Source organism: Pseudomonas sp. TCU-HL1 (assembly GCF_001708505.1).
In the GTDB taxonomy this organism is placed as follows: Bacteria; Pseudomonadota; Gammaproteobacteria; order Pseudomonadales; family Pseudomonadaceae; genus Metapseudomonas.
On the sequence record NZ_CP015992.1, the window covers coordinates 2,756,202 to 2,778,537 of the forward strand.

Annotated in this window: 23 protein-coding genes; 10 read left to right on the plus strand and 13 right to left on the minus strand. The window is 60.5% G+C overall.

From position 1 onward, the window contains the following. Window positions 1-5: 5 nt before the first annotated feature. From THL1_RS12780 to THL1_RS12795, 5 genes are all read right to left on the minus strand, one after another. Window positions 6-884, minus strand: coding sequence for a c-type cytochrome (locus tag THL1_RS12780; protein ID WP_069083616.1), 879 nt, complete (start codon window positions 882-884; stop codon window positions 6-8). A 9-nt stretch (window positions 885-893) separates the two neighbouring features. Beyond that, window positions 894-1,787, minus strand: a complete 894-nt coding sequence (locus THL1_RS12785) for a copper resistance protein B (protein WP_145928291.1) — start codon at window positions 1,785-1,787, stop codon at window positions 894-896. Then, window positions 1,777-2,070, minus strand: coding sequence for a copper resistance protein CopB (locus THL1_RS31115; protein WP_145928292.1), 294 nt, complete (start codon window positions 2,068-2,070; stop codon window positions 1,777-1,779). Before THL1_RS31115 ends, THL1_RS12785 begins: the two co-directional genes overlap by 11 nt. An 11-nt stretch (window positions 2,071-2,081) precedes the next feature. Further along, a complete protein-coding gene (locus THL1_RS12790; RefSeq protein ID WP_069083617.1) occupies window positions 2,082-3,995 on the minus strand; it encodes a copper resistance system multicopper oxidase in 1,914 nt (637 codons plus the stop codon). Between the two features lie 200 nt (window positions 3,996-4,195). Continuing rightward, complete coding sequence (locus tag THL1_RS12795; RefSeq protein WP_069083618.1) at window positions 4,196-4,396, minus strand: co-regulatory protein PtrA N-terminal domain-containing protein; 201 nt, start codon at window positions 4,394-4,396, stop codon at window positions 4,196-4,198. Window positions 4,397-4,688: 292 nt separating this feature from the next. Between THL1_RS12795 and THL1_RS12800 the strand changes: the two genes are divergently transcribed. From THL1_RS12800 to THL1_RS12815, 4 genes are read left to right on the plus strand one after another with little or no spacing between them, the layout of a single operon-like run. Continuing rightward, the gene (locus tag THL1_RS12800; protein WP_028628378.1) at window positions 4,689-4,949 is read left to right on the plus strand and encodes a DUF2282 domain-containing protein; all 261 of its coding nucleotides are present in this window, start codon (window positions 4,689-4,691) and stop codon (window positions 4,947-4,949) included. 47 nt (window positions 4,950-4,996) lie between these two features. Beyond that, window positions 4,997-5,836 (plus strand): DUF692 domain-containing protein, encoded by an 840-nt coding sequence (locus THL1_RS12805; protein ID WP_069083619.1) that lies wholly within the window; start codon window positions 4,997-4,999, stop codon window positions 5,834-5,836. Further along, the gene (locus THL1_RS12810) at window positions 5,827-6,615 is read left to right on the plus strand and encodes a DNA-binding domain-containing protein (RefSeq protein ID WP_069083620.1); all 789 of its coding nucleotides are present in this window, start codon (window positions 5,827-5,829) and stop codon (window positions 6,613-6,615) included. The genes THL1_RS12805 and THL1_RS12810 overlap by 10 nt, the downstream gene beginning before the upstream one ends. A gap of 47 nt (window positions 6,616-6,662) precedes the next feature. Then, window positions 6,663-9,251, plus strand: coding sequence for a bifunctional diguanylate cyclase/phosphodiesterase (locus tag THL1_RS12815; RefSeq protein ID WP_069083621.1), 2,589 nt, complete (start codon window positions 6,663-6,665; stop codon window positions 9,249-9,251). 273 nt (window positions 9,252-9,524) lie between these two features. On the opposite strand, the gene THL1_RS12820 is transcribed toward THL1_RS12815, so the two are convergent. From THL1_RS12820 to THL1_RS12845, 6 genes are all read right to left on the minus strand, one after another. Next, the gene (locus THL1_RS12820) at window positions 9,525-9,725 is read right to left on the minus strand and encodes a heavy-metal-associated domain-containing protein (protein ID WP_069083622.1); all 201 of its coding nucleotides are present in this window, start codon (window positions 9,723-9,725) and stop codon (window positions 9,525-9,527) included. Window positions 9,726-9,813: 88 nt separating this feature from the next. Beyond that, window positions 9,814-10,581, minus strand: coding sequence for a thiol:disulfide interchange protein DsbG (dsbG, locus tag THL1_RS12825; protein ID WP_069083623.1), 768 nt, complete (start codon window positions 10,579-10,581; stop codon window positions 9,814-9,816). A 136-nt stretch (window positions 10,582-10,717) separates the two neighbouring features. After that, entirely contained in the window at window positions 10,718-13,102 is a 2,385-nt protein-coding gene (locus THL1_RS12830) for a heavy metal translocating P-type ATPase (protein WP_069083624.1), read from the minus strand. Between the two features lie 3 nt (window positions 13,103-13,105). Then, window positions 13,106-13,360 carry a DUF2933 domain-containing protein gene (locus tag THL1_RS12835; RefSeq protein WP_069083625.1) on the minus strand — a complete coding sequence of 85 codons (255 nt, stop codon included), beginning with the start codon at window positions 13,358-13,360 and terminating at the stop codon, window positions 13,106-13,108. Between the two features lie 98 nt (window positions 13,361-13,458). Beyond that, window positions 13,459-13,998: a cupredoxin domain-containing protein gene (locus tag THL1_RS12840; RefSeq protein WP_069083626.1), complete on the minus strand. Its 540-nt coding sequence runs from the start codon at window positions 13,996-13,998 to the stop codon at window positions 13,459-13,461. 258 nt (window positions 13,999-14,256) lie between these two features. Then, on the minus strand, window positions 14,257-14,616 hold the full coding sequence (locus tag THL1_RS12845) for a co-regulatory protein PtrA N-terminal domain-containing protein (RefSeq protein WP_069083627.1): 360 nt from the start codon (window positions 14,614-14,616) through the stop codon (window positions 14,257-14,259). 206 nt (window positions 14,617-14,822) lie between these two features. On the opposite strand from THL1_RS12845, the gene THL1_RS12850 reads away from it, so the two are divergent. From THL1_RS12850 to THL1_RS12870, 5 genes are all read left to right on the plus strand, one after another. Then, complete coding sequence (locus THL1_RS12850; protein ID WP_069083628.1) at window positions 14,823-15,506, plus strand: heavy metal response regulator transcription factor; 684 nt, start codon at window positions 14,823-14,825, stop codon at window positions 15,504-15,506. Next, window positions 15,503-16,897 carry a heavy metal sensor histidine kinase gene (locus THL1_RS12855; RefSeq protein ID WP_069083629.1) on the plus strand — a complete coding sequence of 465 codons (1,395 nt, stop codon included), beginning with the start codon at window positions 15,503-15,505 and terminating at the stop codon, window positions 16,895-16,897. The genes THL1_RS12850 and THL1_RS12855 overlap by 4 nt, the downstream gene beginning before the upstream one ends. Then, complete coding sequence (locus tag THL1_RS12860; protein ID WP_069083630.1) at window positions 16,894-17,103, plus strand: hypothetical protein; 210 nt, start codon at window positions 16,894-16,896, stop codon at window positions 17,101-17,103. Before THL1_RS12855 ends, THL1_RS12860 begins: the two co-directional genes overlap by 4 nt. Continuing rightward, a complete protein-coding gene (locus tag THL1_RS12865) occupies window positions 17,100-17,834 on the plus strand; it encodes a helix-turn-helix domain-containing protein (RefSeq protein ID WP_069086504.1) in 735 nt (244 codons plus the stop codon). The genes THL1_RS12860 and THL1_RS12865 overlap by 4 nt, the downstream gene beginning before the upstream one ends. Before the next feature lie 74 nt (window positions 17,835-17,908). Next, window positions 17,909-18,790 (plus strand): sterol desaturase family protein, encoded by an 882-nt coding sequence (locus THL1_RS12870; RefSeq protein WP_069083631.1) that lies wholly within the window; start codon window positions 17,909-17,911, stop codon window positions 18,788-18,790. Window positions 18,791-18,896: 106 nt separating this feature from the next. Here THL1_RS12870 and THL1_RS12875 read toward each other — a convergent pair whose 3' ends face one another. Together THL1_RS12875 and THL1_RS12880 are read right to left on the minus strand one after the other, a co-directional pair. Continuing rightward, window positions 18,897-19,586 carry an alpha/beta hydrolase gene (locus THL1_RS12875; protein ID WP_069083632.1) on the minus strand — a complete coding sequence of 230 codons (690 nt, stop codon included), beginning with the start codon at window positions 19,584-19,586 and terminating at the stop codon, window positions 18,897-18,899. Between the two features lie 99 nt (window positions 19,587-19,685). Beyond that, window positions 19,686-20,585, minus strand: coding sequence for a bestrophin family protein (locus THL1_RS12880; RefSeq protein ID WP_069083633.1), 900 nt, complete (start codon window positions 20,583-20,585; stop codon window positions 19,686-19,688). A 300-nt stretch (window positions 20,586-20,885) separates the two neighbouring features. On the opposite strand from THL1_RS12880, the gene THL1_RS12885 reads away from it, so the two are divergent. Beyond that, complete coding sequence (locus THL1_RS12885; RefSeq protein ID WP_069083634.1) at window positions 20,886-22,316, plus strand: c-type cytochrome; 1,431 nt, start codon at window positions 20,886-20,888, stop codon at window positions 22,314-22,316. Window positions 22,317-22,336 lie beyond the last annotated feature (20 nt).

The window sequence follows — 22,336 nt, forward strand, 5'->3', positions numbered from 1 at the left end:
GAGACCTAGCTTTCATGGACGTGCTCTTTACCATCGGCATGGGTATGGGTTTTCGGCGCCGGCGCTGCTTCTTCTCGCGCCTGCTCCATCTCGTGGTGGTTAGCTTCGCCTTCTGCGCCACCATGGTGATCGGTAGCACCCTGGGCGGCCGGTTCAGCCGCATGATGATCCTCTTGCTGGCTGGCTGACTCACCGGCGTGGTGATCTTCAGCAGCCTGCCCAGCGCCATGGTGATCATCGCCTGCCTGGCTCGTCGCCTCACCGCCATGATGATCTTCGCCCGCGCCATCTTGGTGGCTGCCGCCCGCGGAAGCATTGTCGCCGTGCTGACCTTCGTGGTTGTGCATCTTGGTTTCGCCGCCACCGTGCTGATGGCCACTGCTGCTGGCCACTAGTGCGCGGTACTGCTCGGCCTCCAGGGAGGGAAGCTTCTGCAGGAACGCCACCATGCCCCAGATGTATGGGTCACCCATGCTCTTGCCCCAGGCCGGCATCCCCGTGGCCTTGATGCCATGCTTGATGATCCAGAACGCGCTTTCCGGGCTGCCATCGACGCCGACCTTGGTCAGGTTCGGCGGCGCGGGGTACAGGCTTTGGCTGAGCTCGGTTTGGTTAACCCCAGGCGCCAGGTGGCAACCGATACACATGGAGTTGTAGTTACCCGCGCCGGCACGAATCAGGGCCTCATCCTCGAGATTCGGCACTTCGAGGTCGCGTGCCCGGACCTCGATCGAGCGGTCCCTGGCCATGGTCAGGAAGGCGTGAACAGGAGCGAGATGCGGATCATCGGCGCCAACATTGACCAGGCCGAAATACGCCACGCCCATGATTCCAACAAAACCCACAGTGCTCGCAATGGCTAACGTCTTAATTGTTCTTTTCATGTCAGATTCTCAAAACCACATCCGGATACCGGCAACAAAGCGTGCCTCGTCTACGTCTTCACCTTCGTCGCGCAGCAGGTCGGCAGTGTTGCCGTAGGAACGGCTCCACGTGACACCGATGTACGGGGCGAATTCACGGAGGATTTCGTAGCGTAGGCGCAGACCGACTTCGGTGTTGGCCAGGCCTGAGCCAACACCACGCTCGTGATCGTTCTTGCCGTAGAAATTCACTTCTGCGGTCGGCTGCAGGATTAGCCGATTGGTGAGCAGAATGTCGTAGTCGCCTTCCAACCGCGCAGCGGTCTGGCCATTCTCGCCAACGAAGGCGGTAGCTTCGGCCTCGAACGCGTAGAGCGCCATGCCCTGGAGGCCGAAGGCGCCCCAGGTCTGTGGCGACCCGGGTTTGAAGTCCTGGCGAACTCCTGTGACGACATCCCACCAGGGGCCGATGGAATGCCCCCAGAGCGCCTGCACTTCGGCTTCTTCGGTCACCCCGTTAGTACGCTCACCTTCAGAACGCAGCCAGAGGCGGTCGACGTCTCCGCCAATCCAGCCGGAGGCATCCCAACTGAGAGTGCTGCCCTCGTCGGCGTCCTGATACTCCAGTTGGTCGAGCAGGAAGAAGGTGTTGACCTTGCTGTCATGAATGCCATGCCCAGGAAGCGGTGGGAAGGCCGCTTCGCGATCAGCATCGGTCAGGACTGGAATAGGCGTTCGACTGGTCGTGGTGGGGGCCGTCTCTGCCGAACCCTGGTTCATCTTGCTGTGATCCATGCCCTGCATCTGGTCATGGTTCATCTTGCTGTGGTCCATTTCCTCAGCAGCAATTGCCAGGCCTGTGCTCAGGGCGCTGAGCGAGACAACCAGCGCCAGAGCGGATGGAGCTGAAATCCTACTGGTCATGGTCCTGGCTCGCTTTAGCCTTGTCCGTGTTGTGCTCGTGCTTCATCGAGCCGTGATCCTTCATCTTGCTGTGATCCATGCCTTGCATCTGGTCATGGTTCATCTTGCTGTGGTCCATGCCTTGCATCTGGCTATGGTCCATTTGCTGCGCCTGGGCTGCCTGACCTTTCTGCTGGTCGGCAGGGCCTTCACCAGCCTGGGCTGCTGGAACCATCAACGCAGCGGTCAGGCCAACGGCCAAAGCACTGCCCATCAAAGTCTTGCGCTTCATCATTTCGCTCATTGAAAGACTCCTCATTCGTCCACACGGACTTCGCGGAACATGCCCATTTCCATGTGGAGCAGCAGGTGGCAGTGATAAGCCCAGCGGCCCAGAGCGTCCGCGGTAACGCGGTAGCTGCGCTTAGAGCCAGGGGGCATGTCGATGGTGTGCTTGCGCACCATGAAGTTGCCGTTCTCATCCTCCAGGTCACTCCACATGCCATGGAGGTGAATGGGGTGGGTCATCATGGTGTCGTTGACCAGGGTGATGCGGACACGCTCGCCGTACTTGAGACGCAGCGGCTCGGCATCGGAGAATTTGATGCCGTCAAAGGACCAGGAGAACTTCTCCATGTGGCCAGTGAGGTGCAACTCGATGGTGCGGCTGGGCTCGCGGCCATCCGGATCGATGAAAGTGCTTCGCAGATCGGAATAGGTGAGTACGCGACGGCCGTTGTTGCGCAGGCCAATGCCCGGATCGTCCAGCTTGTGGGTCGGCGTCATGGTCTGCATGTCAACCAACGGGTTGTTGGTCTCGGATGCCGGGTGGGCCTGCATCTGACCACCCATGCCACCCATATTGCTGTGGTCCATGCCGGCCATATCGCCCTGCATGGCGCTGTGGTCCATTCCAGCCATCTTGCTATGGTCCATGCCGGCCATACCGCCCTGCATGGCGCTGTGGTCCATTCCGGCCATCTTGCTGTGGTCCATGCCGGCCATATCGCCCTGCATGGCGCTGTGGTCCATTCCGGCCATCTTGCTATGGTCCATGCCGGCCATATCGCCCTGCATGGCACTGTGGTCCATCCCAGCCATGCTGCCGTGATCCATGCCCATGTCACCCATGCCGATCAAGGGGCGGGGATCGATCTCAGGCACCGCAGCGCTCAGGCCCTCACGCACGGCCAGGGTGCCGCGGGCATAGCCAGTGCGGTCCATGGATTGAGCGAAAATGGTGTAAGCCTGTTCGCTGGTCGGTTCGACGATGACATCGTAAGTTTCTGCCACGGCAATACGGAATTCGTCGACGCTCACCGGCTTGACGTGCTGGCCGTCGGCGGCCACCACGGTCATTTTCAGCCCGGGAATACGCACGTCGAAGTAGCTCATGGCAGAGCCGTTGATGAAGCGCAGGCGAATCTTTTCGCCCGGCTTGAACAGGCCGGTCCAGTTGCCGTCCGGCGCCTGGCCGTTCATCAGGTAGGTGTAGGTGTAGCCACTGACGTCGGCGAGATCGGTGGGGCTCATCTTCATCTCGGCCCACATCTTCCGGTCCGCGACCGTGGCGGCCCAACCGTTCTCGCTCACATCGTTGATGAAGTCGCCAACGGTGCGCTTGTGAAAGTTGTAGTAGTCCGACTGCTTCTTCAGCTTGGCCATGACGCGGGCCGGGTTTTCGTCGGTCCAGTCGCTCAACATCACCACGTAGTCGCGGTCGTACTGGAAGGACTCGGGCTCCTTCGGTTCGATCACGATGGGGCCGTAGACGCCGACCTGTTCCTGCAACCCGGAATGACTGTGGTACCAGTAGGTGCCGTTCTGGTGGACCTTGAACTTGTACTCATACATCCCATCCGGGGCGATGCCGTGGAAGCTCAAGCCCGGCACGCCGTCCATGTTGGCCGGCAGGATGATGCCGTGCCAGTGAATGGAGGTGTCCTCGCTCAGGCGGTTGCGCACGCGCAAGGTGACGGTATCGCCTTCGCGCCAACGCAGAATCGGACCAGGAATGGTGCCATTGATCGTCATGGCCGTACGCGCGGAGCCCGTGATGTTCACCGGGGTTTCACCAATGAACAGGTCGAATTCGGTACCGCTCAACACTGTGGGCTGACCAGGACTGGTCACCGCCCAGACAGGAGTACGCCAAAGGCCCAGTCCGCCCAGAATGCCGCCAGCGGCCAAGCCCTTGACGAAGGTTCGCCTTGAGGTTTTGCAATGCATGCCGTGTGTGTCCAATGAGTCAAAGGAGCCAGCGCTGAACAACCAACGCGTTGAGGCTGCCGCACCAGGTGATTCCTACACCCTAGAGGGCTTGCCCGCGGTCGCCATCCTTGAGGCACGCGGCCGCGAGCATACAAGCTGCCACATCCCAACCTTTCAGATGATTACATTTCTGTAAGGTTGGCCAACGCGCCCCAGACTTAGCAGTTGGCATGCTCAGCCGATTTGGCCTTTTCAGCAACCGACGACTCGGCCTTTTGCTGTTCCAGGCGGTAGGCCTCCATCGACGCCTGGGCGAGCGTGTTGGCACGGGCGATGGTCCGATCACCACCACCAGCGGCCATGGCGAAGGACGAGGCAGTCAGGGTGGCAACAACAATCAGCGCTTTCATGGATTTCATAAGGGTATCCTCGAATAGGGATGGGTTAGCCCGGTATCTGCGGGCTGAGTGTCAGACTCGAAGTCACCTTAACCACCCCGTGCTGTCAGCAACCTGAGGTGAACATTACAGTTCTGTAAGGTTGGCATTTGCTACTTGTGAAGCCTCCCGCTCGCTCTGTAGTGTCCATGGCATGCCGGGTAGAGACTTCCCTTCCATGCTCTGGCCGCGTGTCAGACCCTCCAGTTGCCGCGTGCCAACCCCGCAATGAAAACCCGGCTGAACTTCGACCAACACCATGAGAGATAGCCTTATGTCGACCAAAACTACCGCCGCGACCGGTGCCGCGCTGGCCCTCGTTGCTGCAAGCTTGTTCGCGGCCCTGCCTGCACAAGCCGCTCAAGATGCCAAAACCGCTGACGTGAAGTGCTTCGGGGTGAATGCCTGCAAAGGCCAGAACGATTGCATGACCGCCAAGAACGCCTGCCAGGGGCAAGGCGCCTGTAAAGGCCAGGGCTTCAAGTTGATGCCCAAGGCCAAATGCGATGAGGCTGGTGGCCGGACCAGCGAGTGATGTCTTGCCGTGGGGAGTGCTCGTCACTCCCCCCTTGGGAGCCCTGAATGAACAAGCGCAGCACCCTTGGATTTGGACTGGGGCTCCGCAGCGAGTATTACCACCAGATACTCGAGCAAGACCCCGCCATCGACTGGTTCGAGATCATCTCGGAAAACTACCTGGTCGGCGGTGGCAAGGCGCTCTATTTCCTGGATGCCATCCGGGAGCGCTACCCGCTGGTCATGCATGGTGTTTCGCTGTCGATTGGCGGTCCCCACGCTATTGATCACGACTACCTTCGCCAACTGAAACTGCTCGCCGAGCGGGTAAACCCTCTCTGGATCTCTGATCACCTGTGCTGGAGTCGTGGCAACGCGCATCACCTTCACGACTTGCTGCCGCTGCCGTTCACTCGAGAAAGTCTGCTGCACGTTGCAGCCCGGGTTCACCTGGTACAGGACGTCATCCAGCGTCCCCTGGTGTTGGAGAATGTTTCGGCCTACGTGCAATGGGCAGAGTCGACGATGAGTGAGGCCGCGTTCCTCCACGAACTGAGTGAGCTGACGGGCTGCGAGCTGCTCCTGGACATCAACAATGTCTACGTGAGCGCCCGCAACCAGGGGTTTGACGCCTGGCAGTTCATCCAGGAACTTCCCCCGGAACGCATTCGCCAGATCCATCTGGCCGGTCACAGTGACTACGGCCACTACCTGATCGACACCCACGACCAACCGATTGCCGATCCGGTCTGGGACCTTTATGCGCGGACGATCGAGCACTTAGGCCCCCGGGCAACCTTGATTGAGCGCGACGACCTCTTCCCCCCGCTGAACGATCTGCTGGCCGAGCTGGAGAAAGCCCGGGCGATCGCGGCCACACGGTTGGAGGCTGCGCCATGCACCTGATTGCCTTGCAACAGGCGTTCGAACGCTACCTACTGGACGGCGACAGCACGGCGCCCGCTGAACTGCTGCAACAGCTGCGCGGGAGCGAGGCGCTCTCGGCAGAAGATGGCCTGCGGGTCTATCACCATGCCTACCGGGCTCGGCTGCTGTCCGTGCTACGCGAAGACTTTCCCGCCATCCACTACTGGTTGGGCACCGAGGCCTTCGAACAGTTGGCCCAAGCCTACATTGACGCCTGGCCGCCACGGCATTTCAGCTTGCGCTGGCTGGGTGAGCCGTTTCCCGGGTTCATCAGCGACTTCCTCGCCGAACCCCAGGCATCACAGCTACGAGAGCTGGCCGAACTGGAGTGGGCCTTCACACTGGCCTTCGATGCGGTTGACGAAACGCCTTTGTCGCTCCAGGACATGGCCACCTTCGGGCCCGAGGACTGGACTGGCCTGACGGTGCGACTGCACCCAAGTGCGCGCTGGCTCACGCTGAGTTCGAATGCGCTGGAAGTGTGGAAAGCGGCCAAGGCCTCGGCCGCCACACCAGAAAGCCAGCAACTTGATCAACCATTGGATTGCCTGGTCTGGCGCCAGGGCCTAACCTGCCAGTACCGAACCCTGGGCCAACTTGAAGCGTCTGCGCTTCAGCTAATGGTCAATAAGCAACTGTCGTTTGCTGAACTCTGCACTCATTATTTCGACACGCTAGGGGAGCGGGCCCCAATGCAAGCTGCGATCTGGCTCAAACAGTGGGTAACTGAAGAGCTATTACTTCGAATGAGTGAATAGGCGAGTAAGATCCACTTGTCCTCAGTCGGCTGGTCACAAGGATTTACATGACCTTCCCTAACCTCGCAAATCATCCCGGTATCGATCCGAGCTCCAATACTTGGTTTGCCCGCGAAACACTGGCGCGAGTCACCGCATTGCTCGTAATGGGCTTCATCCTGATTGCTGCTTTCTTGGTCAAGATTGCGCTCAGTCAGAATGAGCAGGCCCTGGAGCAGAGCGTGTTCTATGCCGAGAAAGCGCTGAAAGCGCGACAGGAATACCAGCTTAGGTCCATTGGTGACTACGCATTCTGGGGAGACGCATACCAGCATCTACACTCGCGGGTCGATATCGAGTGGGCCTTCACGCGACGCAACCTGGGGCCATCCCTCTACGAGGACTTTGGCTACGAAGGAGTCTTCGTCATTGGTCCTAACAATCAGACAGCCTACTCGGTGGTCAAGGGGCAATTGCAACAAACTCCTGCCCAGGATTGGCTGCAAGGGGACATATCAGCCCTGGTCAAGCGAGCAAGAGCTTCGGCAGATGAGCCCAGGCCCGTAATCGGCGCCTTCCAGGTTTCTGGAGAACCGGCCTTGGTAGCCGCGGCCGCATTCACCCAGGGCGGTGACCCCATGATTCCCGAGACTCCCGGAGCGCCCTCGGTTCTGCTTTTCGTCGATGTGCTTACGCCAGCAAAGCTGGAAGCGCTCGGGAGAGATTACGGATTGGTCCAGCTTCGCCGACCTCAAGACCGTCAAGATGTCGAGGAGCAGCCGCGCCTGATGCTTTCCTCTGAGGAAGGGTCACCTATCCTCCTGCGCTGGACACCGCTGAAACCTGGTGACGACCTCCTGATATTCGTGTTGCCGTTACTAGGAATGGCTGGACTAATCATTGCCGGGCTAGGTCGGCTGGTGATGCGTCATAGCCTCGCCTCTGCAAAGTTGCTGGATGATAGCTATGCCTCGCTACAAGCGAGCGAAGCACGGTTTCAGGACATTGCTGAAGCGACTTCCGACTGGCTCTGGGAGACTGATTCAGAGCAGCGCGTTACATTCCTTTCCAGTCGATTTGAGATCGTCACTGGGTACAATCCCGATACTTGGATCGGACGCCCCTTGAACGATCTGCTCAAATTCGGCGCAAACTCATTCGCCGACTGGCTTTCCAACCCGGAAGTGATGGAAAAGCCGTATCCGCCCCTGCAGTGCAACTATCTATCTGCCAATGGGAGGTACTGCCTCTGCAACCTCGTCGTGCGGGCAATTATGGGTCCCGACGGCGTAGCCGGTTATCGCGGAACCGCCTGCGATACCACCGCTCAGGCGGAGAGCCAACTGCGAATCCAGCATCTTCAGCATTTCGATGCACTAACCGGTCTGCCCAATCGCACCCGGCTCCTGGAAGTGCTCTCAACCCGCCTCGATTCTTTAAGGTCAGGAAGCGATTTGCTGGCCTTGATGACCATCAATGTTGAGCGGCTCAAGCGGCTCAATGACCGTTTGGGGCGAACCGGCGGTGATCAGATCCTGATTCAACTCGCGGAACGACTGGAGTGTTTTTTCCGTCCAGAGGATCTGGTTTTCCGCTACACCAACGATGAATTCGTTGTATTGCTTGATGGTGACCTGTCCCGTCACGAGCAAATTGAGGAGCTGTGCAAGCGTCTTGTCGGGTATGTGAAGCGTCCACTCTTCATCGCTCAGGAGGAGTTCAAGCTAGACATCCAGATCGGCATTGCAATAGCCCCGAGCGATGCGGATACAGCGCAGGAGCTTCTGCGCTGTGCAGAGATTGCGCTCTTTCAGACCCGTAGTCTGCAGCGGGGTCGTTGGTGTTACTTCAGTCGTGAGCTAGAACGCCGAATGACTTCTGAGTGGCGGCTGGAGTTGGAGCTGCGCCACGCTATTGCGAACGACGAATTACGATTGCACTTTCAGCCGCGTCACCGTGCTACTGATCTGAAGCTCAGTGGTGTTGAAGCCTTGGTGCGCTGGCAACATCCACAGCAAGGTCTCCTTAGCCCCGGCAACTTCATTCCAGTAGCCGAACAAAGTGGACTCATCGTTGAACTTGGCACCTGGGTTTTGCGCGAAGCCTGCGCCCAAGCCAGGCGTTTTTCGGCACCTATCTTCGTTTCGGTCAACCTTTCGGCCGAGCAGTTCCGCCGTCCTGGATTGGTGGCGCAGGTACAGTCCGTTCTGGACGAAGCAGGCTTGCCGGCCGACCGTCTGGAGCTGGAAATTACCGAGAGCATGATGCTGGATGATGCACAAGGCGCGTTGGAAACGCTGAAAGAGCTCAACGCACTGGGCATCCGTCTGTCCATGGATGACTTCGGGACGGGATACTCTTCTCTTAGTTACCTGGGTAGGTATCCTTTCGACACGCTGAAGATAGATCGCAGCTTTATCGCCCAACTCAAAGACAGCAGCAGCCTCGCGGTAGTGCGGGCGATTGTGCAACTCGGACACGCTCTGTCGATGACAGTAACCGCGGAGGGAGTGGAAAGCATCGAGCAACTGACGTTGCTACGCGACTTGAACTGCGATGAGGTCCAAGGTTTCCACTTGGGGCGGCCAGTTCCCGTTGAGCTATTGCATGACCTGCTCGCGAGTACGCAAGGGATGTCTGAACCTGCTGGCAGATGACACCAGAATGTCGCCCGGCGAATAGAAGGCTCCTCCGCGACGTGGCTGTCCGTATACCGGATCTCGCGTCAGATCATGATTTCCGGGCCGTTCAGGCTTGATTTTCAGGATGAACAGTACGGGAGATCTACGGCGCAAGAGCAAAGGTCGGTAGATGGCTGTCGCTGATTTCCCTGCTTTTCCTGTCCTGGCCTCCCGATGAATCCGAATCAGCCCTACTACACATGGCAGCACAGTGCGGAGTTCGCCCCTTCAGCTTTGGAATCACTACCACTAGGCACTGATTCTGGTGGGATAACCCAGCGCTTTCACCAGTTCACTAACGCGCTCGGCGCCAATGAGACTTTCAACGCTCACCTTGCCTGCAATGCGGTCGACGATGACCTTGGCCTGCGAATCAGCTGCCTGAATGGCCTTAGTGATCTTGCTGACACAACTGCCACACCCCATACCGGAAACTTCCAAGACAAACATAACGGGCCCCTCATGCTGAAACGGCATCTCTTGCCGCACATGCAGCTTCGACCTTGACACGATGGCAAGGTCAAGCCCCGCAGATGGCCTATTTCGGCCCCATGATCTCTGCGAGTCCCTGCGCCTGGGGCAACCCTTGTTGCATCTTCAACCGACCGTCGTCATCCCGGTAGAAGATCGCGGGCGTAGCAACCGCCCCAAGCTCGCTCATTAGCGCAAGGTTGGCGTCGAGTTGTTCCTGAACCTTCGTTGGCACCTTATCCAGAGCTTTGAGCATGCTCTTGTCGCCGGCGGTCTCATGTTCCATGAGGGCGACTTCCGGCTGCTTGGCTGTCAACAGTGCGGCGGCTTTGCCCGCGCTGTCGGAACTGAGCAGCCCAACCATGATGTGGCGCAGTTGGACCCTGCCGGATTCAATCCAAGGCCGCGCCTGGTGCCAGAACTGGTTGCAGTAGGGGCAGTTCGGGTCGTCGAACAGATAGACGATGCGGGCGGCATTCTTGTTGCCATCGGCGATCCAGGTACTGCCTTCCATGCGCGCCCACATTTCCTTGGCCATCGGCTCATAAACCAGTCGGTTCAGTGGCGCGCTCGTCAGGTCTTCGCCCTGGGCATCGAACAGGGTACCCACCAGGACGTGCTGGCCATCGGCCGTGAGGTAAAGAGCTAGCCCTTGGCCGTTATAGCGCGCGGCGTAGCCTCGCAGCCCCCCAGGTGCGGTGAACTCGCCCACGACGGTGGCGCCGCGAGCCTCAATCGCTTTGATGGGCGCTGGCAACGCCTCGGCCTGCGTAACCGGGACGAGCAGTGAGCTGACAAGGGCGAGCAACAGGGCAGGGCACTTGTGGCGCATCATGGCTAAGGCCTCTCTCGCGTAATCGCTAGGCCCCCCGCGAGTATCACGGGGGTTATCTCACCGATCAGGCACGACCTGGCGACGGGTCACACCCTGTATCTTCGCGCCGCTTGCAGGGCCTGGGTAGCCGATCGGTTTAGTCAATGTTCGTACGCCGTAGGCGCAGCGCGTTAAAGACCACCGAGGCCGAGCTGATGCTCATGGCCAGCGCGGCGATCATCGGTGACAGCAGATGACCTGTCAGCGGATAGAGCAAACCAGCCGCCAGCGGTATGCCCATCGCGTTGTAGAGGAAGGCAAAGCCCAGGTTCTGGCGCATGTTCTTCACGGTGGCCACGGAAAGCTTGCGTGCACGCAGAATGCCCATCAGATCACCTTTTACCAAGGTCACTTGAGCGCTGTTCATCGCCACGTCAGTGCCGGTCCCCATGGCGATGCCGACATCGGCACGCGCCAGTGCCGGGGCATCGTTGATCCCATCGCCAGCCATCGCGACGCGGCGGCCGTATGCCTGCAGGTCGGCCGCCAGCTTCTCCTTGTCCTGGGGTTTGACTTCGCCGTGGACTTCCTCGATCCCCAGCTGCTTCGCCACCGCACGAGCGGTGGTCAGACCATCCCCGGTGGCCATGATGACCTTCACATCGTCATCCTGGAGACGCTTCACCGCCTCCTTGGAGCTTGGCTTGATCGGGTCCGACACCGCCAGTAGGCCGGCCAGCACACCATCGACGGCCAGGTACATGATGCTCATGCCATCCAGGCGGAGCAGCTCAGCCCGATCTCTGAGCGGGGAAATATCAAGCCCGGCGTCTTCCATCAAAGCGGTATTGCCCAGCTGCAGCTGATGGTCCTCCACCTGGCCACGAACGCCAATGCCGGAGCCGGACTCGAACGCATCCGGCTTGCTCAGGACCACCCCGGCTGCCCGCGCATGGTCAACGATTGCATGGGCCAAGGGGTGTTCGCTGCCCTGGTCCAGGCTGGCTGCCAGGCGCAGGACCTCTGTCGGTGCGAACTGATTTGTGCCCACGACGCTGTGAAACACAGGGCGTCCTTCGGTCAGGGTGCCGGTTTTGTCCACGATCAAGGTGTCGATCTTGCACAGGTTTTCTATGGCGCTGGCGTCCCTGAACAGCACGCCACTACCGGCAGCCTTGCCGGTCGCCACCATGATCGACATCGGCGTGGCGAGGCCCAGTGCGCATGGGCAGGCGATGATCAGCACCGCGACCGCATTGATCAGGCCATAGACCCAACCAGGTTCTGGCCCGAAAAGCCCCCAGCCGACGAAGGTCAGGACCGCGATCAGCACTACCCCCACGACAAAGTAGCCGGCGACGATATCTGCCATTCGCTGCATGGGAGCCTTCGAGCGTTGGGCGTGGGCGACCATCTGCACGATCTGCGACAGCACGGTGTCCGCGCCGACTTTCTGCGCTTCCATCACCAGGCTGCCATGGGTGTTGAGAGTGGCCCCGATGAGCGCCTCACCGGCCTTTTTCATCACGGGTACGGGCTCGCCGGTCAGCATGGATTCATCGACGGCGCTCTCGCCCTCCAGTACGACTCCATCGACTGGGACCTTCTCTCCTGGGCGCACCCGCAGGTGGTCCCCCGTGTGAACGTGGGTCAGGGGAATGTCTTCCTCGCCGCCATCGGCGTTGATACGCCGCGCGGTCTTGGGGGCGAGCCCGAGGAGTGCCTTGATGGCCGCTGAGGTCTGCGAGCGCGCCTTCAGCTCAAGCATCTGCCCCAACAGGGTCAGCGAGATGATCACCGCGGCCGCTTCGAAGTAAACGCCGATGCGGCCGTCCTGCATGAAGGTCGCCGGAAAGACTTGAGGGACCAAGGTCGCGGCGACGCTGTAGAGGTAGGCGGCTGCCGTCCCGAGGCCAATGAGCGTCCACATGTTGGGGCTGCGGTGGCGGATCGAGGCGACCCCACGCACAAAGAAGGGCCAGCCGGCCCACAGGGTTACCGGCGTCGCCAATACGAGCTCCACCCAGTTCTGGGTCGCACCATGGAGCAGCTGCAGTTGGTGTGCGGTCATGGCCAGCAAGGTCACGATCACTGTCAATGGCAGGGTCCACCAGAACCGTCGAGTGAAGTCCTTGAGCTCCGGATTTTCCTCCTCTTCCAGCTCTGGGATTACCGGCTCCAGGGTCATTCCGCAGATCGGACAACTGCCAGGGCCGGACTGGCGGATCTGCGGGTGCATCGGACAGGTGTATTCGGCTACGCCTGCGTCAGGCACCTGCGCGACGGCAGGCTGACCATGGTTGGCGTGCCCGTGGCTCGCAGGCGCCTGGGCGCCGGTTGAACCGGCGTATCGCGCTGGTTCCGCCCGGAACTTGGTCAGGCACTTCTCGCTGCAGAAGCGATAGGTTTGTCCCTGGTACTGCTCGCGAAAGCGACTGTCCGGCTCCACTGCCATGCCGCACACCGGATCGTGCTGACGTCCATCCGGCTGCTCATGTTGGTGTGAGTGGTCATGGTCGTGCTGGCACGATGCGGTGGGCATGGACTAGTTCCCTCTGTTGTCCGGCTTGGTCGAATCTTCGCGGTTCTGGTGAGAATGGCCGCCGTGGTTATGCCCGAAGAGGTGCATCAGCGGGCAGAGCAGCAGGATCAAGTAAGGCAAAGCCAGAGAAAGGTGGCCGTAGTGTTCCCGTGCCACATAGAACAGGCCGATCACAACCAGCATGATCAGCGCGATGCCCCCTTTACTCCGCCAGAAGGGCGTGACCGGTTCGGTGCCATGGCGATGGGATTCCGTCATGATTCAACTCCTGAGCTGAGGTGGAGGTGTCGTCCGCTGCCGCGTACTCCAGCCTAGACGACACCCCGTGTTCACCTGTTGACGCCAATCAATATCGCTCACTTCACGTAAACCGGGCCGACCATGCCGAGTTGGTAGTGGCCGGGAACGTTGCAGGCAAACTGCAACCCGGTGGTTTTGCTGAAGGTCCAGATCAGCTCCTTAGTGGCCCCAGGTTCGACCAGCATGCTGTTGGGGTCGTCGTGTTCCATGCCGACCATCTTCATGCCACCCATCGTATGGTCCATTGCGCGCATTTCGTGATTGCGTCCCGTCGGGCTGAGGGTGCCGTTCTGGAACATGGCGGCCATTTCCTTCTGGTGCGCCGCGTGGGCGGCCGCTTTGCCGAGGTTGAACTCGTGCAGCATCGCACCGTCATTCTTCAGCACGAACCGGATGGTTTCGCCGTCTTTGACATCGATGCTTTCCGGAGCGAAGTAGACATCGCCCATTTTCACCTCGATGGTGCGGTCAACCTCAGCCAGGGTGCCGGGTCGCCCAACATCGTCTTTCGCGTGGCCAACATCGGCTTGAGCGATAGCACCGGTGAGCATGGAGACAATCGCAATCAGGGAGGAAGCGAGCTTGGCGTTATTCATTTTTAACCTCGCAAGATGGTGTGGTTTGAAACGCCTCTGATGCTAGCCAGGCGGAGCTGCCGGCAGGCTTACGCAAAAACTACATATCTGTAAGGTTCGGTGAGGCCTCATGTCCCTGTGAGTGGTCCAGGGAGCATGGGCCGTCGACTCAGCGCATCCTCAAACTACAAATGCGTCAGCAATAAAAAGTGCGGCGCCAAGGAGGCGCCGCTAGGCCAAAGGAGCAATCACGAAAGGCCTGGAAGATGGGGAAATTCGTTATGGATGAATTTCTTTGTCGGCCATCATCAGCTTGTGCTCGCGCATCATCTGCCCCAGGACGTCATCCACCAACTTGTCGTGCTGCTCCATCCAGGCGAGGTGTTCGTCGGCCGACAGGCCGGGCTTGGGATGCTCGTTGTGGAGCTGGGTCATGATGTCGTCCAGCATCTTCATGTGCTCTTTCATATGCACATGGCGCTCAGCGGCCGGCGCCTTTTCCGCCTGGATCAGCACGGCCTCGGCCTGATCCCGCATCTGCTCAATGCGTTGGAAGGTGCGATCGCTCCCGCCTTCGGCCCACACTGCGGACGACAGCAGGAGCGAACCGACCAGAAGCAGGGGTTTCAGTGATCTCATTGGGCAGTCTCCATACACGTAGTTGGGGCCGGCCCTTCTGGATTGTCGTTCGGGGGCCGGGAGAGCACACACTCATCGCTCATGCCTGAACCCTAGACAGCGCTCCCTGACAGAGGCCTGAAGCCAGGATTACATTTTTGTAAGCTTGTGGTTGGGGGGCGGGATTCACTGCAAACTGCGTCCATTCGCCACATGGATACTGCCCAATGAAATTACTGGTTGCCGAAGACGAGCCTAAAACCGGCACTTACTTGCAACAGGGGCTCAGTGAGGCTGGGTTCAATGTCGATCGGGTCATGACGGGGACTGATGCGCTTCAGCATGCCCTCAGCGAATCCTATGACTTGTTGATCCTGGACGTGATGATGCCGGGGCTCGACGGTTGGGAAGTGCTGCGGATGGTTCGCGCCGCCGGGAAAGACGTTCCCGTACTGTTCCTGACCGCCCGGGACGGGGTCGATGACCGTGTGAAGGGGCTTGAGCTAGGCGCCGATGACTATCTGATTAAACCCTTCGCGTTTTCCGAGCTTTTGGCACGGGTCAGGACACTCCTTCGCCGGGGCAACAGCGCTCCGACCCAGGCGATCTTGACGATTGCCGACCTGGAAGTGGATCTGCTGAAGCGCCGCGCCACGCGCGGTGGAAAGCGTATTGAGCTAACTGCCAAGGAGTTCTCCCTGCTGGAACTGCTGATGCGCCGACGTGGCGAAGTCCTGCCGAAGTCTCTGATCGCCTCGCAGGTCTGGGATATGAACTTTGACAGCGATACCAATGTGATCGAGGTGGCCGTCCGCCGTCTGCGAGCGAAGATCGATGATGACTTCGCGGTGAAGCTGATCCATACCGCCCGCGGCATGGGGTACATGCTTGATGGGCCGGACCCAGAATGAGGCACCTTTCGCTGACCGCTCGTATGAGCCTGATGTTCATGCTTGCCGTCACCGCGGTGCTGACTGTAGCCGGGCTTAGTTTCAACCACTTGAGTCAGCGTCATTTCAAGTCGCTGGACCGCCAGGTTCTGGTGGAAAAACTGGAGTCGGCTCAAAGCATCCTTCAGGGACTACCCGGTGTGACCAGCTTTGCCGAACTGAAGCCGCAGCTCAGCGCGCTGCTGGGCGCCCACCGGGACCTTGCTGCGATCATTCTGGACAGCGATGGCAAGGTGCTGTTCGCGGAACCGGCCATGGTGAATGTTCCCCAAGGGCTCCGCGTCAGGTCAGCCCCCACCATGTGGGAGTGGGAAGATCAGGAGTTTATGTACCGCGGCTTGACGGCCGAACTCAATGTCCCGGGTCTGGAGGCCCCATTGACCCTGTTGTTAGTGCTGGACGTGACCCACCACATGGCTTTTTTTGAGGCCTTGCAGCGCTGGTTCACCGTTGGGCTGATCATCAGCGCCCTGGTCAGTGCGGGGCTGGGCTGGGTCGTCGCCCGCAGTGGCCTGCGTCCATTGCGGCAAGTCACCCAGGTGGCGGCCTCGATGTCGGCCAGATCCCTCAAGGAACGCATTCCGATGGAGCCTGTTCCGTTGGAACTGCAGCAGCTGATGACGTCATTCAACGCGATGTTGGCTCGGCTGGATGAGGCCTTCGTGCGGCTCTCCAACTTCTCCGCCGATATCGCCCACGAGTTGCGGACTCCGGTGAGCAACCTGATGACTCATACGGAGGTCGTGCTGTCGAGGAAACGGGACATCGAGGCGTATGAAGAAAACTTGTACTCGAACCTCGACGATCTCAAGCGCATGTCACGGATGATCGACGACATGCTGTTCCTGGCCAAGGCGGACAACGGCTTGATTGTTCCGCAGCGTGAACAGGTCGAGTTGGAGAAGATCGTCGGCAAGCTCTTCGAGTACTACCAACTGATGGCGGATGATCGGGGGATATCGCTGAAGGTTTCCGGATGGGGCAGTGTCCGCGGTGATGTGCTGATGTTGGATCGTGCCGTTTCGAATCTGCTCTCCAATGCGCTGCGCTACACCCTGCCGGGCAAAGCCATTTCGGTGAGGATCGCCCAGACCAGCGCTTCGACCACCCTGAGCGTCGAAAACCCGGGCGACACCATTCCCGCCGAGCACCTCAAGCGCCTCTTTGACCGCTTCTATCGAGCTGACCCCGCGCGCCGAGAAGGCAGTCCCAGTAATGCCGGTCTGGGACTGGCAATCACCCGTTCAATCGTCGAAGCACATCGGGGGCGGATCTGGTGTACCTCAGCGAATGGGCGTACGGCCTTTCACATGGAGTTTCCCTGGTCAGACGATGCCAAGGAGCCCACGTGAAAAAAGCGCAACGTCGAGTGGAACTGCAAGCGTGCAACGTCGTCGAGCGGGAAGGTGGCAAGGTGGTGCTGTATGCCGCTCAGGGCAAGCCTGATCGACACCCCTGGCGCAAGAAACCCAGCCAGGTCGATGAGGCTCTCCACGCGGAGCTGCGCAAGATCGCAGATCAGCGGACGGTGGATACCTGGAAGAGGGCATGCGAGTGAACACAGCACAGGGTATCGGGTGGCGTGGTCAGGCCTGGATATCACCTGGGCTTGGCGTCTTTCTCGGGCAGGCTGGAAGCCACGATTGGCATTGCCACATGGCCCTCCAGATCACTATGGGCCTGGCCACCGAATTGACCGTAAATACCCCGGATTCAACAGTCAGAGCCCGAGCTGTCTGCATCCGCGCCGGCGTCATGCATCGGATCGAAACGGTCGAGATCCTGTCGATCTACCTCGATGCATTGTCCGAAGAGGCCTGTGCCCTACATGCCGGCGCAGACCTGGTGACCGTGGACATCGACGTGCAGGACATCGTCGCTCTGCAGGGCTTATTGGCCAAGGCAGACGCCTCAGCCCAGCAAATGCGCGATAAGGTTCGCCAAGTCCTTCACCTGGCCAACGCTCCTGCCCTTGATCCGCGGCTGCAGGCGGTACTCGCTGCCTTGCGTGAATCGACGCATAGCCGACAGTACCTGGCCAAACTGGTCCATCTGTCGCCGACCCGGTTTTCGCATTGGTTTGTTGAACAGACCGGCCTCCCGCTGCGCAGTTACCGGAAGTGGAGTCGATTGGTGGGCGCGTTGCAGCACATCGCGGCAGGACGGAGCCTGACCGAGGCCGCCCATGCCGCCGGCTTCGCGGATGTCGCACACTTTTCCCGGACCTTCCGCAACCTGTTTGGCGTCGATCCGTCTTCGGCCCTCGGCCAGGTCAGCCTGAGCAGCTGAAGTCAGCTTTTTCGTTCAAGCCTGTCCCCGCCCGAGAGGTTCACAGTGATGGTCATTGCAGGGAGTACTGTACGATGACCAACTACCTCAGGCTCATGGTCCGCTGGTTCAGCTATCCCGCCATCTTTGGCGGCACGGCCGCCTGGATGATCTGGCTGCTTTACGACGGCGTGCCTTACTGGCCGGCCACGCCCCTCATTGCCGCAGTGGGGATTGCGTCAGTGGCCATGCTGGAGCGCCTGCAGCCCTTCAGGGAACAGTGGCTGGAAGATCGCCAGGACACCCTGACCGACGTGCTGCATATGCTTGTAAACCTGTCGGTCATCCAGTTCACCGCCACGGTGCTGGCGCGGCTGGGCGATTGGGTGCCTGATGCAGTCCGCGCCTTTCCAACAGACCTGCCGCAGTGGTGCCAACTGCTTATCGTTGCGGTGGTCCTGGACCTCAGTTTCTACGCCATGCACCGGCTCAGCCATCACGTGCCGTGGCTGTGGCGCCTGCATGAACCCCACCACAGTGCCGAACGGCTCTACTGGATGAATGGCGAACGCCGGCATCCGCTGCACGCGGCGATCATGGCGGGCCCGGGGCTGTTGGTGCTGTTTGCGCTGGGAACCCCGTCCGCGGTCGTAGCAACCTGGTTTGGCATCCTGACCGTGCACCTGGCCTTTCAGCACTCCAACCTCGACTACTCACTCGGCTGGCTGCGCAACGTGATTGGGGTCGCGGAGACGCACCGCTGGCACCACAAGCGCGAGTTCGAGGATGCTCAGGTCAATTTCGGCGAGTATTTCCTGGTCTGGGATCACCTGTTCGGGACCTTCTTCGATAGTGCCGGCAGGCAAGGCACTGCCGAAGTGGGGTTACGAGAGCGTGACTACCCGACAGGGTATGCGGCACAACTGGTCGCCCCGTTCAGGCGCCGGAAGCAAGCGCAGACAGGGCGCAACAGCTGAACCGCCAGCTACTCCAGCTTCGAAGGCGACCACAGCCTGGCGGACTGCTATCTCTACGCGCTGAACAATCCGAATGCGCCAATGAATGGGTGAGGGGCGGCATTGACTACAGCGATTTCACCGCTTCTCCAATCAACTCGAATATTTCCCTCGGCCGCGACGCCAGCGACGCATGGCTGGCATCCAGGGTGATGGTCTTCCTCGTTCCGATGCGTTCGGCCATCCAGGCCTGGGTGGCAGGCGGGATCATGTGATCGCTCGATGAAACCTGATACCAACTGGGTTTGCCGCGCCAGGCCGGTGCTCCGGCCTTGTCTTCGAAGCAGCGCGCAGCAATGGGTTTCTGGGTGACCGCCATGACCTGGGCGTCCCGCTCGGGCAGGTCCGCGCAGAAGTTGGCATGGAAGCTGTCACCCTCCAGCCAGAGGAAGCCTTCCGCATCAGGACGAATACCGCTAGCACCTTGAGGGGGTTCGGCGCGGGCGAAGATGCCGCCCAGGCTATCGCCTTCATCCGGCGCGAAGGCGGCGACGAACACCAGCCCGACCACGTTGGCCGCGTGGCCGGCGCCCGAAATCACAGCGCCTCCATAGGAGTGGCCCACCAACAGCGTCGGTCCGCCAAGGGATTCGGCCAGCTTGCGGGTGCGCGCCACGTCGTCGGCCAGGGACGTGAGCGGGTTCTGCACCGCGCTGACCCGGTAGCCGGCATCCAGAAGCAGCGGAATCAGGTGACGCCAGTGTGAGGCATCGCCCCAGGCGCCGTGGACCAGCAGGATATTGGGGAGATTGGACATGGCCTGATTCCTCACGCGAATGGACGGGACGTCTACCAAGACTAGCCAGCCACGGACCGGCTGCCCGCGTAGTCGCCGCCGACCATCGGATGCCGGGCTTCAGGTCAGTACGTAATCGACAGGCTCCAGCGGCGGAGGCAGGCCACGCTGGCCGAGCGCATCGAGTATTTCACGCTCCAGGGTACGCACCATCGAGTCGGTGGCCAGGTCGTTCTCGTCGCGGCCGAAGGGGTCTTCCAACTGGTCGCCAATAGCATCCAGGCCGAAGAAGGTGTACGCGACGATGATGGTGAAGATCGGCGTCAGCCAGCCCAGGGCCCCGGCCATGGCGAATGGCAGCAGCAGGCAGAAGATGTAGCTGGTGCGGTGGAGCAGCAGGGTGTAGGGGAAGGGCAGTGGTGTGTTCTTGATCCGTTCGCACGTGGCCTGGGCGGTGCTCAGGCCAAGCAGGCGCGTTTCAAGGAGGGTGTATCGCCATTCGTTGATCGCGCCCCGGCTGGCCAGTTGGGCGCATTGGCTGCCAATCCGCCGCAGGATGCCGTCGCTGGTATTGAGACCATAGGCGTCGGGCGTGTCACTAAGCCACGGGTGTGCCGCGTGTTGTTCGTCCTCGCTACGCAGCCGCGCATTGAGTGCATGGACGAACCCGCACAGCTCGCGCAACACGGCTTCGCGCTTGGGCGGCTCGGCAATCGCCACGCTCTGCCGGATGAAGGAACGGACTTCGATGATGACCTGTCCCCAGGCCTTGCGGCCTTCCCACCAGCGGTCGTAGCAGGCGTTGTTGCGAAAGCTCAGGAAGATCGACAACGACAGCCCGAGCAGCGTGAATGGCATCGCGTTGACCTTGGTGAACCAGTCGGGATGCAGGTTCTCGACGACCACGATGAGGCAGGCCAGCAGGGTGATCATCAGCGTGCGCAGCGCAATGTGGCGTGCGATGGAGCCCTTGAGGGTGGTCAAGATGCTGAACAGGTTAGGTTTGGGGCGGACGATCATCGGGGCACCTGGCGCCAGGGAGTCGGTGGGGGAAATTCGTTCAGACCCTAAGGCGCGACGGGCGGTGCGTCCAATCGCTATTGATGACCGGGTTATCAGCCGCCTCTATCGGTAGCGTTGCGGACGATCGTCCGGACGGCGTTCAAGGGGGCAGCGACTATACTTGCCACGAACTTTGCCCTTGGGGGATAGAGGCCGAACTTCCGGTGTACCGGAAGGCGGTAGGCGCAACTGCTGGATTGCCGATGACCGTCGCACGCTCCATGGGCGCACGTGCATCAGGAACGAGGCGACGGAAACATGGCGTTTGCAATCATCCTTGTCATCATCGTTGTCGCGTCCGTGCTGTTCCATCTGCTGGCGCCCTGGCACCTGACCCCGGCTGCGTCCAACTGGGGCTCCATCGACACTACACTGCTCATCACGCTGCTCATCACCGGCGTGTTCTTCATCGCCATCGTCGGCTTCATGGTGGTGGCCATCATCCGCTTTCGCCATCGCGAAAGTTCACGTGCCAGATACGAACCGGAAAGCCGCAAGCTGGAGTGGTGGCTGATCGTAGTGACCTCGCTCGGCATCATGGGCATGCTGGCGCCGGGGTTGGTGGTCTACAGCGATTTCGTCCAGGTACCCAAGGATGCCTATCCGCTGGAGGTAATCGCCCAGCAATGGCAGTGGGCTTTCCGCTTTCCCGGCCAGGACGGCCAGCTCGGCCGCGCCGACGTGAAGTGGGTCAATGCGGGCAACCCGCTGGGGCTGGACCCGAACGACCCGGTCGGCCAGGACGATGTGCTGATCCGCGACAATGAGGTGCGCTTGCCCCTGGACCGTCCGGTAAAGGTGCTGCTGCGTTCCAAGGATGTGTTGCACAACTTCTACATCCCCCAGATGCGCGGAAAGATGGACATGGTCCCGGGCATGGTGTCGCACTTCTGGTTCACGCCAACGGTGGCTGGCAAGTACGAAATCCTCTGCGCGGAGTTCTGCGGGGTCGGGCACTTCAACATGCGTGGGATGATGTTTGTCGAACCTGGGCAGGCCTTTGACCAGTGGCTGGCCGCCCAGCCCACCTTCGCCCAGACCCTGGCCGTCACCAGCAAACCCAGCCAGGGCAACCTGGTCGAGACGGGCCGCCAGCTGGCGGAAACCCATGGTTGCCGTGCCTGCCACAGCCAGGACGGCAGCGCGAGCCTGGGGCCAGGCTGGAAGGACCTCTACGGGCGCGAAGAGAAACTGGCGGATGGCAGTAGCGTGAAGGTGGGCGACGCCTACCTGAAGGAGTCCATCCTCGATCCCAAGGCCCGCCTGGTGCAGGGCTTTCCTCCGGTGATGGTGCCCTATACTTTCAACCAGGATGAGCTGGCCGCCCTGGTCGCGTTCATCCAGTCGCTGAGTGCCGCCGGCCCGCCAGGCGCGGGCGCGGAGCAGGGGCAGCAGGTCGCCCAGTCCCTTGGCTGCCTGGCCTGCCACACGGTAGATGGCAGCACAGGTGTGGGGCCCGGCTGGCAGGGGTTGTACGGCAAGACCGAAACCCTTGCCGACGGTAGCCAGGTGAAGGTGGACGATGCCTACCTGAAGGAGTCCATCCTCAAGCCCGCTGCGCAGGTCGTCCAGGGGTTCGCGCCGGTGATGCCGGCTTTCACCCCCAGCGACGCAGAGCTGGACGCACTGATCGCTTTCATCAAATCCAGGGCGAATCCCGACGCCGTGAAACAGGAACAGGCGCCATAGAACCGGACGGACCCCGACGC

What these genes read in the sequence shown, in the direction of transcription:
- THL1_RS12870 (WP_069083631.1), top strand. Translation starts at nt 17,909, where the DNA reads ATGACCAACTACCTCAGGCTCATGGTCCGCTGGTTCAGCTATCCCGCC.
- THL1_RS12785 (WP_145928291.1), bottom strand. Translation starts at nt 1,787, where the DNA reads ATGACCAGTAGGATTTCAGCTCCATCCGCTCTGGCGCTGGTTGTCTCG.
- THL1_RS12820 (WP_069083622.1), bottom strand. Translation starts at nt 9,725, where the DNA reads ATGTTTGTCTTGGAAGTTTCCGGTATGGGGTGTGGCAGTTGTGTCAGC.
- THL1_RS12795 (WP_069083618.1), bottom strand. Translation starts at nt 4,396, where the DNA reads ATGAAATCCATGAAAGCGCTGATTGTTGTTGCCACCCTGACTGCCTCG.
- THL1_RS12805 (WP_069083619.1), top strand. Translation starts at nt 4,997, where the DNA reads ATGAACAAGCGCAGCACCCTTGGATTTGGACTGGGGCTCCGCAGCGAG.
- THL1_RS31115 (WP_145928292.1), bottom strand. Translation starts at nt 2,070, where the DNA reads ATGAGCGAAATGATGAAGCGCAAGACTTTGATGGGCAGTGCTTTGGCC.
- THL1_RS12875 (WP_069083632.1), bottom strand. Translation starts at nt 19,586, where the DNA reads ATGTCCAATCTCCCCAATATCCTGCTGGTCCACGGCGCCTGGGGCGAT.
- THL1_RS12850 (WP_069083628.1), top strand. Translation starts at nt 14,823, where the DNA reads ATGAAATTACTGGTTGCCGAAGACGAGCCTAAAACCGGCACTTACTTG.
- THL1_RS12780 (WP_069083616.1), bottom strand. Translation starts at nt 884, where the DNA reads ATGAAAAGAACAATTAAGACGTTAGCCATTGCGAGCACTGTGGGTTTT.
- THL1_RS12815 (WP_069083621.1), top strand. Translation starts at nt 6,663, where the DNA reads ATGACCTTCCCTAACCTCGCAAATCATCCCGGTATCGATCCGAGCTCC.
- THL1_RS12885 (WP_069083634.1), top strand. Translation starts at nt 20,886, where the DNA reads ATGGCGTTTGCAATCATCCTTGTCATCATCGTTGTCGCGTCCGTGCTG.
- THL1_RS12800 (WP_028628378.1), top strand. Translation starts at nt 4,689, where the DNA reads ATGTCGACCAAAACTACCGCCGCGACCGGTGCCGCGCTGGCCCTCGTT.
- dsbG (WP_069083623.1), bottom strand. Translation starts at nt 10,581, where the DNA reads ATGATGCGCCACAAGTGCCCTGCCCTGTTGCTCGCCCTTGTCAGCTCA.
- THL1_RS12790 (WP_069083617.1), bottom strand. Translation starts at nt 3,995, where the DNA reads ATGCATTGCAAAACCTCAAGGCGAACCTTCGTCAAGGGCTTGGCCGCT.
- THL1_RS12810 (WP_069083620.1), top strand. Translation starts at nt 5,827, where the DNA reads ATGCACCTGATTGCCTTGCAACAGGCGTTCGAACGCTACCTACTGGAC.
- THL1_RS12855 (WP_069083629.1), top strand. Translation starts at nt 15,503, where the DNA reads ATGAGGCACCTTTCGCTGACCGCTCGTATGAGCCTGATGTTCATGCTT.
- THL1_RS12830 (WP_069083624.1), bottom strand. Translation starts at nt 13,102, where the DNA reads ATGCCCACCGCATCGTGCCAGCACGACCATGACCACTCACACCAACAT.
- THL1_RS12835 (WP_069083625.1), bottom strand. Translation starts at nt 13,360, where the DNA reads ATGACGGAATCCCATCGCCATGGCACCGAACCGGTCACGCCCTTCTGG.
- THL1_RS12845 (WP_069083627.1), bottom strand. Translation starts at nt 14,616, where the DNA reads ATGAGATCACTGAAACCCCTGCTTCTGGTCGGTTCGCTCCTGCTGTCG.
- THL1_RS12840 (WP_069083626.1), bottom strand. Translation starts at nt 13,998, where the DNA reads ATGAATAACGCCAAGCTCGCTTCCTCCCTGATTGCGATTGTCTCCATG.
- THL1_RS12880 (WP_069083633.1), bottom strand. Translation starts at nt 20,585, where the DNA reads ATGATCGTCCGCCCCAAACCTAACCTGTTCAGCATCTTGACCACCCTC.